General features: G+C 59.5%; 8 protein-coding genes. 7 read left to right on the top strand and 1 reads right to left on the bottom strand.

The window, feature by feature from the left end; genetic code table 11:
* The first annotated feature begins 10 nt into the window (after positions 1-10).
* The 3 genes from CQ009_RS27105 to rfbA all read left to right on the top strand — a co-directional run bounded on the left by CQ009_RS27105 (position 11) and on the right by rfbA (position 4,322).
* Positions 11-2,188 carry a prenyltransferase/squalene oxidase repeat-containing protein gene (locus CQ009_RS27105; protein ID WP_105709240.1) on the top strand — a complete coding sequence of 726 codons (2,178 nt, stop codon included), beginning with the start codon at positions 11-13 and terminating at the stop codon, positions 2,186-2,188.
* 64 nt (positions 2,189-2,252) lie between these two features.
* Entirely contained in the window at positions 2,253-3,335 is a 1,083-nt protein-coding gene (gene rfbB / locus CQ009_RS27110) for a dTDP-glucose 4,6-dehydratase (protein ID WP_105709241.1), read from the top strand.
* A 63-nt stretch (positions 3,336-3,398) separates the two neighbouring features.
* Entirely contained in the window at positions 3,399-4,322 is a 924-nt protein-coding gene (rfbA, locus tag CQ009_RS27115) for a glucose-1-phosphate thymidylyltransferase RfbA (protein WP_008083352.1), read from the top strand.
* A gap of 101 nt (positions 4,323-4,423) precedes the next feature.
* Here rfbA and CQ009_RS27120 read toward each other — a convergent pair whose 3' ends face one another.
* Positions 4,424-5,569, bottom strand: coding sequence for an LLM class flavin-dependent oxidoreductase (locus tag CQ009_RS27120; RefSeq protein ID WP_105709242.1), 1,146 nt, complete (start codon positions 5,567-5,569; stop codon positions 4,424-4,426).
* A 155-nt stretch (positions 5,570-5,724) separates the two neighbouring features.
* Here CQ009_RS27120 and CQ009_RS27125 point away from each other — a divergent pair, with 155 nt between their 5' ends.
* The 4 genes from CQ009_RS27125 (at position 5,725) to CQ009_RS27140 (ending at position 12,296) form a co-directional block, all read left to right on the top strand.
* Positions 5,725-6,600 carry an NAD(P)-dependent oxidoreductase gene (locus CQ009_RS27125; protein WP_105709243.1) on the top strand — a complete coding sequence of 292 codons (876 nt, stop codon included), beginning with the start codon at positions 5,725-5,727 and terminating at the stop codon, positions 6,598-6,600.
* A 228-nt stretch (positions 6,601-6,828) separates the two neighbouring features.
* Positions 6,829-7,986, top strand: a complete 1,158-nt coding sequence (locus tag CQ009_RS27130; RefSeq protein ID WP_105709244.1) for an oxidoreductase — start codon at positions 6,829-6,831, stop codon at positions 7,984-7,986.
* 135 nt (positions 7,987-8,121) lie between these two features.
* Complete coding sequence (locus CQ009_RS27135) at positions 8,122-9,222, top strand: efflux RND transporter periplasmic adaptor subunit (RefSeq protein WP_105709245.1); 1,101 nt, start codon at positions 8,122-8,124, stop codon at positions 9,220-9,222.
* Entirely contained in the window at positions 9,219-12,296 is a 3,078-nt protein-coding gene (locus CQ009_RS27140) for a MexW/MexI family multidrug efflux RND transporter permease subunit (protein WP_064387831.1), read from the top strand. The genes CQ009_RS27135 and CQ009_RS27140 overlap by 4 nt, the downstream gene beginning before the upstream one ends.

The raw sequence follows: 12,296 nt of genomic DNA on the forward strand, positions 1-12,296 counted from the left end.
GGGATTCACCATGGCGCTGCATCCGCAGTTTCAATTTGATCAAGGCCTCATGGACATCGAATTCGGTGGTTTTTTTGCCGTCACCGATGCCAGTGGGAAAGTCGCGATTTCCAGCGACAAGCAGTTGCAGGATCAGATCGACGCAACGCTCTATCAGGCCGAGCACGGCGACGACGCGCAACTGCGTTTCGCCCATGCCGGGCTGATGCGATTGCATGACGTCGCGAACGCAGGTTTTCACGAACTTGCCGATCGCTACTGGACGCCACATGGTTCGGGCCGTTGCAGAACACTGGCAGTGCAACTGGATGCGCTGGCAGCATTGATTGCCTATCAGCGCCGGGTGCCGGAGGACGCCAGCAACCGTGGGGTGATTGCCGCCATGCTCGAGCGAGTCGAAGCGCTCTACGCCAGATCCACAGTCGCCGGGTTATACACCAGCGACTGGTCGACGCCGCTGGAGCTTGCGACATCGATCGACCTCGATATCAGTGCCACGGCCCTGCTGGCGCGTATCGACAACGAGCCTTTGGGCCTCGGTCTGGTCGGGCATTTGCAGGTCCACGCGGAAAATCTGATCGCCCGCGTGGCGGGCAGCGATAGCGAGTCTTGCGTCGACGTCGCGCTGAGCCGTTGTGCGGTACGGGCGCAAGTCAGCCTGGTGCTGGCGCGTCTGGCCAGTGTGCGTGACGACAACGCGCTGGCCAATCTGGCGCGCTCGTTTCTGTTGCAGACTCTGGCGCTGTTCCGCGACCCGGCCTATGGCGGTTATTGGGATCGGGTCGGCATCAATGGCAAGGTTCGTTGCGACTGGCATACGTCCTACAAGCATCATGAGTCGCCATTTCCGATCAAAACGGCGTATGACGTGGCGTTGCTGTTACAGGTGATCCAGGCATTGCCGGGAGGCGCGAGCGAAAGTGATCGAGTGTCGGTGACGGCCGCGCTGCTGGAGTTTCACGACACCTGCAACGGTGGGCTGTTCATGGGCAAAGGCTATTTCTGGTCGACGCCCGATGACCCGACCGTGCCGTTCATTCGCCAGTTCTGGGCACCGCCGCGTCAGCCGGGGATCTTCAGTATCGGCAACCTGACGTACTTGCCGCTGCACTTGAAGAGTCTGAAAACCCAACTCGCTGCGGCGCATGCCTTGCAATCCATTGCGCCGGTTACCGTTGCACAAGCGCACGACAATGCCGATCGGGTGAGCCGCGAGCTGGAGGTGATCGATGGCGGCGGCGACGTGCAGGACATTCACCCGCGCGGCGTGCCGTCGATCAATGTCGATCTGCAACGTTATCTCGCGTGGCTGGCCAAGGCCCGGGCGTCCAATCAGACACCTTACGGGTTGACCGCCGAAACCACACCGCTGGGCTTTCGCGCTGACAAGACCTGGCAGGTGTTTTCCGGTCTGCATGTGATCTCTGATCTGCATGCGCTGGGTCTGCAAATCGAAAACAAGGCGAGCCTGATCGACTGCATCCAGGCCTCGCAAAATATCGACGGTGGTTTTGCCGAACAGCCCGGGCACCTGAGTGATGTCTTCGCCACGTACTGTGCGGTGTTGTCGCTTCGCGTGCTGGGTGCGTTGCCGGCCGATGCCCAGGCATGTGTCGGCTATCTGCAAGCGTGCCAGAACGCCGATGGCGGGTTCGGCGACGTGGCGGGTTTCGGCTCCGATATCTGGCACACCAACCTTGCCGTGTTGTCGCTGCATGCGCTCGGCGCCAAGGCTACGGATGAGCAAGCGGTGATGGCGTTCGCCTTGCGCTGCCGCTCCGCTGACGGCGGATTCGGCAACAAGCCGGGTTATCCACCGGATGCGTTTTCGGTGTATCGCGTGGTGTCCACGCTGTTCATTCTCAACCGGCGCATCGTCGATGCACGGCAGACCGTGGCATGGCTGCAAAGCCTGCAACTGGAAAACGGCTCGTTCCACTATCGGCCAGGCAAGGCAGTCAGTCTGGTGGGTACTTACATGGCGATTGCGGCGATGTACCTGCTCGATGCTCAGCCGACGCATTTACAGGCGTCGAAGGACTGGATCGCGGCTCACCAGAAACAGGACGGTGGTTTCGGCCCGCTCAACTCGACCTCGGCAACCACCGACGAAAGCTTCGTCTGCATCCAGACGCTGCTGATTCTTGAGCAAGGCCTGTCGCAATACTGGGTGGCATTACTGAACTGACCCGCCCCTGAAGGCGGGCAGCATCGAAGGACTGTGAATCATCATTTTGCCAGGGGAGGCGCTGATGAAAATTTTAGTGACAGGGGGCGCGGGCTTTATCGGCTCGGCAGTGGTGCGGTTTCTGCTCAATGAAACTGACTGCGAAGTGATCAATCTCGACAAATTGACTTACGCCGGCAATCTGGAGTCGCTGGCTGAGATCGCGGACTCGCCGCGCTACCGTTTCTGCCAAGTGGATATTTGCGACAGGCCGGCGCTGGACGAAATCTTCATGCGCCTGCAGCCGGATGCGGTGATGCATCTGGCGGCCGAATCCCATGTGGATCGTTCGATCGATGGCCCTCAGGCTTTCATCGAAACCAACATCGTCGGCACTTACACCCTGCTCGAAGCCGCGCGCGGTTATTGGAACCGTCTGGACGCTGAGCGCCAGCAGGCGTTCCGCTTCCACCATATTTCCACCGACGAGGTGTATGGCGATCTGGAGCCTGAAGATCCGGCGTTTACCGAAACGACCGCCTATGCGCCCAGCTCACCTTACTCGGCGACCAAGGCCGGTTCGGATCACCTCGTGCGGGCCTGGCACCGCACGTTCGGGCTGCCGGTGGTGATGAGCAATTGCTCGAACAACTACGGGCCGTATCACTTCCCGGAAAAACTCATTCCGCACGTCATTCTCAACGCACTGCAAGGCAAGCCGCTGCCGGTGTACGGCGACGGTGCGCAGATCCGCGACTGGCTGTTTGTCGAGGATCACGCCCGGGCGTTATACGCGGTGGTCAGCAATGGTGAAGTGGGGCAGACCTACAACATCGGTGGTCACAACGAGAAAACCAATCTTGAAGTGGTGCACACCTTGTGCGATCTGCTTGAAGCACGTGGGGCGCAGAAGCCGGCCGGGGTCGCGCATTTCCGCGACCTGATCACCTTCGTCAAGGATCGTCCGGGCCACGACAAGCGCTATGCCGTCGATGCCGGCAAGATCCACGCGCAGTTGGGCTGGACGCCGCAGGAAACCTTCGAAAGCGGCATGAACAAAACCGTCGACTGGTACCTCGACAATCGCGCCTGGTGGATTCGCGTGATGTCCGGCGCCTATGCCCTGGAGCGCCTCGGCGACCACCTGCAAGAAGCCCGCGTGGCTTGAAATCAACCCCCGTTCAATGACGCCGGCTGGCGTCAGTCATCTATTGCTGAAAAGGAAACAGGCATGGCCAAGTACAAGGGAATTCTGTTGGCGGGCGGCGCTGGCTCGCGGTTGCACCCAATCACGTTGGGCGTCTCGAAACAGTCGCTGCCGGTGTATGACAAACCGATGATCTACTACCCGCTGTCGGTGCTGATGCTGGCGGAAATTCGCGAGATCCTGATCATCTCCACGCCCGAAGATCTGCCGGGCTTCCAGCGCATGCTCGGTGACGGCAGCCAATTGGGCCTGAGCCTGAGTTATGCCGTGCAGCCGAGCCCGGACGGCCTGGCGCAGGCGTTCATCATCGGTCGCGAGTTTGTCGGCGATGACAACGTCTGCCTGGTGCTCGGCGACAACATTTTCTATGGCGCCGGCTTCGGTGAAACGCTGTTGCAGGCTGCGACCCGCGAAGAGGGCGCGACCGTGTTCGGCTACTACGTGGCGGACCCGGAACGCTTTGGCGTGGTGGAATTCGACGCCAGCGGCAAGGCCCTGAGCATCTGCGAAAAACCGAGCGAGCCGAAGTCCAACTTCGCCGTCACCGGCCTGTATTTCTACGACAACGAAGTGCTGCGCATTGCCGCCGAGATCCAGCCGTCGCCGCGCGGCGAACTGGAAATTACCGACGTCAACAATGTCTATCTGCAACGTGGGCAATTGAACGTGTCGGTGATGGGCCGCGGCATGGCCTGGCTGGATACGGGGACTCACGACGCGTTGATGGAAGCGGGCAATTTTGTCCAGGCCATCGAGAAACGTCAGGGCCTGAAAATCGCTTGCCTGGAAGAGATTGCCTACAACAAGGGCTGGATCGATGACGCGCAGTTGCTGGTGCTGGCGGGCAGCATGAGCAAGACCGGTTACGGTCAGTATCTGGCACGACTGATCAACGATGACGTGCTGACGGTGCTGGATGCCCAGCGCTCGTTGAAGGGCGCGGCCTGATTGTTCAGCAGCGTCAGGTGGAGCGAGTTTGCCGACGAAGCGCTCGGAGGGGCGAACACCCCGCACGAGCGCTTTCGCGAGCACGCCCGCTTTCTGCGGTTTTAGTGGCCGGTGACGCTGTCCGCTTGCGCGGTATTGGCGTTCGGGCGTTGATCGACAGACGGCATCTGCAGCGATTGCAGATGTGCCAGGCGATTGGCGTGGGTCGGTGCTTCGGCGGCGAGCGGCGAGCGGCGTTTGCGGGTTTCTTCACGCAGCACCGGCAGCACTTCCTTGCCGAACATGTCGAGTTGTTCCAGCACGGTTTTCAACGGAATACCGCCATGGTCGAACAGAAAGAGCTGGCGCTGATAGTCGCCGAAGTACTCGCGGAAAGTCAGCGTCTTGTCGATGATTTCCTGCGGGCTGCCAACGGCCAGCGGGGTCATCTCCATGAACTCTTCCAGGGATGGGCCGTGGCCATACACCGGCGCGTTGTCGAAGTACGGACGGAACTCGCGGCGGGCATCCTGAGAATTGCGGCGCATGAAAATGTGCCCGCCGAGACCGACGATGGCTTGCTCCGGCGTGCCATGCCCGTAGTGGGCGAAACGCGCCCGATAGAACTCGACCAGAGCCATGAAATGTTCACGCGGCCAGAGGATGTGGCTGGCGAAAAAACCGTCACCGTAATACGCCGCTTGTTCGGCGATTTCCGGGGTGCGGATCGAGCCATGCCAGACGAAGGGCGGCAGGTCGTCCAGCGGACGGGGAATGGACGTGAAGTTTTTCAACGGGGTGCGAAAACGTCCGCTCCAGTTGATGTCTTCTTCGCGCCAGAGCCGATGCAGCAAGCGATAGTTTTCCATCGCCAGCGGCAGTCCGTCGCTGATGCTTTTGCCGAACCATGGATAGACCGGTGCGGTGTTGCCGCGCCCGAGCATCAAGTCCATGCGCCCGCCGCAGAGGTTTTGCAGCAGCGAATATTCTTCGGCCAGGCGTACCGGGTCGTTGGTGCTGATGAGGGTGGTGGACGTCGACAGAATGATGCGTTGGGTTTTCGCGGCAATGTAGGCCAGCAGCGTGGTGGGAGAGGAGGTGATGAACGGTGGGTTGTGATGCTCGCCGGTGGCGAAAACATCCAGACCGATGTCTTCGGCTTTCTGCGCAATTTGCAGGGTCGCCTGGATGCGTTCCGATTCGCTGGGGGTACGGGCGTTGGTAGGGTCTTGCGTGACGTCGCCAACGGTGTAGATCCCGAATTGCATAAAGCCTCCTTGCCTTGGGTAAAGGTTTGTTTGAAACCCTGCCACGAAGGTTAAATCTTCGAGGCACTTGAAATGTACGCCTGTACACGTACAATCGCAATCGTGGATCATCGTTCGAACGGATTTCGAAGACCTCATCTAGACGGGAGCACGACATGGAACTGGGATTTATCGGGTTGGGTACGATGGGTGCACCGATGGTGCTGAACCTGCTGAAAGCCGGACATCGGGTGCGCGTCTGGAACCGTTCGGCGGCGCCGTTACAGGCGTTGGTCGCTGCCGGTGCCGAAGCCGTCGACAGCCCGGTGCTCGCGGCTCGCGCCGAGGTGCTGATCTCGATGCTCGGTGACGATGCGGCGATTCGTGCGGTGTTTCTGGATGCCCGCGCCATCGACGGTCTGGCGCCCGGCAGCGTTCACGTCAACATGTCCACAGTGTCTGTCGCCCTGGCCCGGGAAATGGCAGCTTTGCACACGGCGTGCGGTGTCGGTTATGTGTCGGCACCGGTGTTGGGGCGGGTGGACGTCGCGGCAGCTGGCAACCTGAATATCCTCGCTTCCGGGGCCGCTGATGCACTGGCGCGGGTACAGCCATTGTTTGACGTGCTGGGACGCAAGACCTGGCCGTTCGGCGCAGACGCTGAAAGCGCTTGCGTGGCCAAACTCTCGGCCAATCTGATGATTGCCGCCGCGATCGAAGCGACCGCTGAGGCTTCGACCCTGGCCAATGGTTATGGGATCAGCCGCGCGGATTTCATCGAGATGATCACCTCGACGCTGTTCGCGGTTCCGGTCTATCAGGGCTACGGCAAACTGATGGTCGACAAACAGTTCGAGCCTGCCGGATTCAAACTGTCGCTGGGGCTCAAGGACGTACGCCTGGCGCTGGAGGCCGGCGAGGCTGCGCAGGTGCCACTGCCGTTTGCCAGTGTGTTGAAGGATAACCTGCTCGATGGCATGGCCCATGGTCAGGCCGATCAGGACTGGGCATCACTTTCAGAGGTCAGTGCCCGACGCGCCGGCTCCAGGTAACAAATTAACTGTACAGACCGTAACTTGCGTGCAAGTTCGGCTGACACTTTGCGCCTGGAATTATTGTCGGACAGTTATTGGTCTTTTACTGAAATATGCAAGAAGTCTGATAATAACGCTTGTCAATGTACGACTGTAGACGTACATTTTTATCGGGGTTTAACAACAATAAAATTCTGTCTGTTTTTTCATCTGCTGACCCTTAATAAATAATAGCTAGGAGCCGTTATGAAGAATCTAATGCAATGGAACAGCCTTCCCTCCGAATCCAGTGAATGGCTTGAGAAGGTGCGTGCACTGAATCCGCTGATCGTTCAGCACCGAGATTACAGCGAGCAGACGAACGCGACGCACAAGGATGTGATGTCTCAATTTTTCAAGGAAGGTTTTGGCCGTACTTCGGTGTCCAGGGCATTCGGCGGGTCACAGGTCGATATCCAGACCACGTCCGCCCTGTTGCTCGAATTTGCCCGTCACGACGCTTCGCTGTCCTGGCAGTTGGCGGTGCAGGTGGCCATGGGCCGACTCTCCGACTACTTGCCGGAAAGCACTTCTGAGGCTATCTACAATCACTGCGACGGCTTTGTCATCGGTGCTATTCACTCCGGTGGCGAAGCGCTGCCGATGGGTGACGATTACTTGCTCAGTGGCCGTTGGGCGTTCGCCAGCGGTTCGGCGCATGCCGACTGGCTGGTCTGCACCGCCACCGTCAAAGGCACCGAAAACAACACTACGCCAGAAGTGCGGATGTTCTTCGTGCCGGCCAGCCAATGCAAAATCCTCCCGACCTGGGACACCCTCGGCATGCGCGGCACCGGCAGCCATCACTTCGAATGCTCGCAGGTGCTGGTCAACAAGGCCTTCTCCCTGAACACCGAAAGCCTCAAGCAATCCCCTGAGGCACGCAGTTCGCGTGCCTACGCCACCGGTTATTACGAGTTCGGCACGCTGGCGGCGATGTCCACCGTGCTGGGCGTGGCTCGGGCCGCAGTCGATCACTTCCGCAACGACCGCGCAGTCAATGCCGACCCAGGCCTTGAAGGGGTGATTTTCGAAAAAACCGGCCGGGCGATCTCTTCGGTGCACACCGCCCAGTTGCTGCTCGAAGACGCGATTCACCAAGTGATCAATCGCGGTGAAACCTTCGGTGAACCGGTCAGCGCACGGGTCGGGCTGGCGGCTTCGGTGCTTACCGAAAATTCGGTGAGCGCGGTCAATCAGATCTTTTCGATGGCCGGTTCGAAGGCGGTTTACAAGTCGCACTTCCTGGAACGCTGCTTCCGCGACATTCATACCGGTTCGAAGCACTTCACGTTGTCGCCTTTGAACTTGCACGGTATCGGCAAATATTATCTGGATAAAACCAATGCGCTGGCAGCGGCTTGACAGATAACTAACAAAATAGGCGCGTTACACGTGCATTGCCACAGGGATATATAGCGCGCCTGTTTTGTGCAACAGCCTTTATTTTCTTAATAACTGAACTTTTGTGCTCGCAATAAAGAGTCAAGGGAGTGCCATATGCTTGCCCGAAATATCATTAAATCGCTGGTTTTTCTTCTCCTTGTACTGATCTTTTCCGCTGTGCTCGGCTGGCGCTTCTGGGCGCCACCGCAAGCCGCTGCCGACCAGCGCATTCCGAGTACTCGGGTCGGTCTGGCCGTGGCCAAAAAACAACCGTACACCTACTACCTCGAAGCGATCGGCAAACTGGAAGCGCAGCGTCAGGTGCTGGTCTCGGCCGAAGTCAGCGGCAAAGTGGTGGACATCGATTTCGAGTCCGGCGATCAAGTGGCGGCAGGGCAGGTGTTGCTCAAACTCAATGACGCGCCGGAGCAGGGCGAACTGGTACGCCTCAAAGGCGAGTTCGAATCGGCCAAGGCGCAATTCGTCCGAGTTCAGGAGCTGGCCAAAAGCGGCGCAGAAAGCCGTCGGGCTTTCGACAGTGCCCGGGCGCAATACGACGCAGCCAAAGGCGACATGGAACGGATGCAGGCACAGATTGCCCAGCGTCATATCCGTGCGCCATTTGCCGGCACCCTCGGTATTCGCCAGGCGCACCTGGGTCAATATCTGCAGGCTGGCAGTGCGGTAGCAACGCTGACGGATCCCGGCGTGTTGCGAGTCAACTTCACCCTCGCCGAGCGCGATGGCTCGCAAGTGCAACTGGGGCAGACGGTGCAGGCCAAGGTCGATGCCTGGGCGGACCAGACGTTTGCCGGGAAGATTGTTGCGGTCGATCCACAGATCAATCAGTCCCACACCATCAATGTGCAAGCGGTCATCACCGATACGAAAAAACTGCTGCGTCCGGGCATGTATGCACGGGTTTCGGTGACGTTGCCGCAAACCGCCGAATTGCTCATTCCGGAAACCGCCATCACTTACAACGCCTATGGCGAGAGTGTGTTCTCGGTCTACACCGACGAAGCCGGTGTGCAAAAGGTCAAGCGTGAAAGCATCAAGGTCGGCGAGCGTCGCGATGGTTGGGCGGTGGTCGACAAAGGCTTGAGCGACGGCGCGCAGGTGGTGACTTCAGGGCAATTGAAACTGCATGACGGCGTCGCTGTGGAAGGTATCCCGGACACGATCGCTCTCAAACTCAGCGGGCTGGAAAAATGAATTTCACCGACCTCTTTCTTCGCCGGCCGGTGCTGGCCGTGGTGGTCAGCACGCTGATCCTGTTGTTCGGTGTGCGTGCGCTGATGAACCTGCCGGTCCGCCAGTATCCGATGCTGGAAACGTCGACCATCACGGTCACGACCCAATACCCGGGTGCTTCCTCGGAGCTGATGCAGGGCTTCGTCACGCAGCCGATCAGCCAGGCGGTGGCCTCGGTCGAGGGCATCGATTATCTGTCTTCGGCTTCGACACAGGGTCGCAGCCAGGTAACGATCCGCATGGCGCTCAACAGTGATTCCATCGCGGCGCTGACCGAGGTCATGGCCAAGGTCAACCAGATCAAATATCGCTTGCCCAAGGACGCCTACGATCCGGTGGTCGAGCGCACTTCGGGTGGTTTCACCAGTGTTGCTTACGTGGCGTTTGCCAGTTCCAACCTGACCATTCCAGAAATGTCGGACTACATTTCCCGCGTCGTCGAACCGATGTTCGCCGGCATCGAAGGTGTGGCCAAGATCAACATCATGGGCGAGCAGAAACTCTCCATGCGCCTGTGGCTGGACCCTCAACGCCTGGCCGCATATGGCATGACCGGACAGGACGTTTCGACCGCTATCGAGGGCAACAACTTCCAGGCTGCACCCGGCCAGGTCAAAGGCTTGTATGTGGTCAGCAACCTGCGGGTCAACACGGACCTGAACAGCGTGGAAGACTTCCGCGACATGGTGCTGCGCAACGATAACGGCCACATCATTCGTGTGCGCGATGTCGGCACGGTCGAGCTGAATGCGGCGTCTACCGATACCAGCGGCGCGATGAGCGATGTGCCGGCGCTGTTCCTCGGTCTCGATGCAGCGCCCACCGGCAACCCGCTGGTAATCGTCAAGCGTGTGCGCGAATTGCTGCCACAAATTCAGGAAACCCTGCCACCGGGCGTGACCGTACAGATTCCTTTCGAAGTGGCGCACTTCATTCAGTCGTCGATCGATGAGGTGTCTTACACCCTGCTCGAAGCGCTGGTGATCGTGGTGCTGGTGATCTACCTCTGCCTGGGCACGTTCCGCACGGTATTGATTCCGTTGGTGACGATTCCGCTGTCGATGCTCGGCGCGGCGATGCTCATGCAGATGTTCGGTTTCAGTCTCAATCTGCTGACCCTGCTCGCCATGGTCCTGGCCATCGGGCTGGTGGTGGACGACGCCATCGTCGTGGTGGAAAACGTCCACCGGCATATCGAGGAGGGCAAGACACCGTTTGATGCGGCGTTGATCGGTGCGCGGGAAGTGGCCGGGCCGGTGGTGGCGATGACCTTCACGCTGGCGGCGGTGTACGCCCCGATCGGTTTGATGGGCGGCCTGACCGGCACACTGTTCAAGGAATTCGCACTGACCCTGGCTGGCGCCGTGGTGATTTCCGGTATCGTCGCGCTGACCTTGTCGCCGATCATGAGCACGCGTTTGCTGGATGCGAAAACCAGCGAAGGGTTCATGGCGGTCAAGGCCGATCGCTTCTTCCAGAACCTGTCGCGTCGTTATGGCGTATTGCTCGGCGGTTCGCTGGCGAAGCGCTGGATCAGTCTGACCGTGGCGTTGGTGATCTTCTTCAGCCTGCCGTTCCTCTATCGCTCGGCGCAGACCGAACTGGCGCCGCTGGAAGACCAGAACATTCTGCTGACCGCGATCAAGGCGCCACAGCACGCCAACCTCAACTACCTGGAGGCCTACGCGCACAAGCTCTACGAGACTTTCAACGAAATTCCCGAGGGTTACAGCAACTGGGTGGCCAACGGTACGGACGGCCTGTCCAACAGCGTCGGCGGGATCAACCTCGTGGATTGGGAAAAACGTGGCCGCGATGCCAATACCATTCAGCCGGATTTGCAGGCTCGGGTGAACCAGATCGAAGGCACGAGCATTTTCGTCTTCCAGATGCCGCCTCTGCCGGGCTCCACCGGTGGCTTGCCGGTGCAGATGGTGATCCGCAGCGATCAGGATTACCTGGCGCTGTTCAACGTGATGGATCAGCTCAAGAAAGCGGCGCAGGCCAGCGGTCTGTTCGCGGTGGTCGACAGTGATCTGGACTTCAACAACCCAGTGGTGGAGATTCAGGTCGATCGCGCCAAGGCGAACGCCCTGGGTATTCGCATGCAGGACATCGGCGAGACGCTGAACAGTCTGATCGGCGAGAAGTACGTCAACCGGTTCTCCTTCCACGGGCGTTCGTATGACGTGATTCCACAGTCGATCTCTTCGGACCGCCTGACCCCGGAAACCCTGAAGCTCTATTACGTCAAGGACCAGAAGGGCAATCCGGTGCCGTTGTCGACGCTGGCAACCCTCAGCGTCAAGGTCGAGCCGAATCGCCTGACCCAGTTCAATCAACAGAACTCCGCGACGTTCCAGGCCATTCCGGCACCGGGCGTGACGCTGGGGGCTGCGGTGGAGTTCCTGCAAAAACAATCGGAAAGTTTCCCCGCCGGTTTCAGCTTCGACTGGCAGTCCGACGCGCGCCAATACGTGCAGGAAGGCAACAGCCTGGCGTTCACCTTCGGTCTGGCCCTGGTGATCATCTACCTGGTGCTGAGCGTGCAGTACGAGAGCTTCCGCGACCCGTTCATCATCCTCATCAGCGTGCCGCTGTCGATCTGTGGCGCACTGGTGCCGCTGGCGCTGGGCATGACCTCGATGAACATCTACACGCAGATCGGTTTGATCACGCTGATCGGGTTGATCAGCAAGCACGGGATTCTGATGGTCGCGTTTGCCAACGAACTGCAGCGCAAGGAGGGAATGGACCGTGTACAAGCCATTCAGCACGCCGCGCAAGTCCGCCTGCGGCCGATCCTGATGACCACTGCGGCGATGGTGGTCGGTCTGGCGCCGTTGCTGTTCGCCAGTGGTGCCGGCGCCAACAGCCGTTTCGGCCTGGGCCTGGTGATCGTGGTGGGGATGCTCATCGGTACGTTGTTCACCCTGTTCATTCTGCCGTCGGTCTACACCTTGCTGAGCTCGATCAAGCAGCCGGCCAGCGTCCCTGAAACCGCTTTGGCCAGTGCGCCGCAAACCACCTTCTGA

Origin of the sequence: Pseudomonas sp. MYb2 (assembly GCF_002979955.1) — a bacterium.
In the GTDB taxonomy this organism is placed as follows: Bacteria; Pseudomonadota; Gammaproteobacteria; order Pseudomonadales; family Pseudomonadaceae; genus Aquipseudomonas.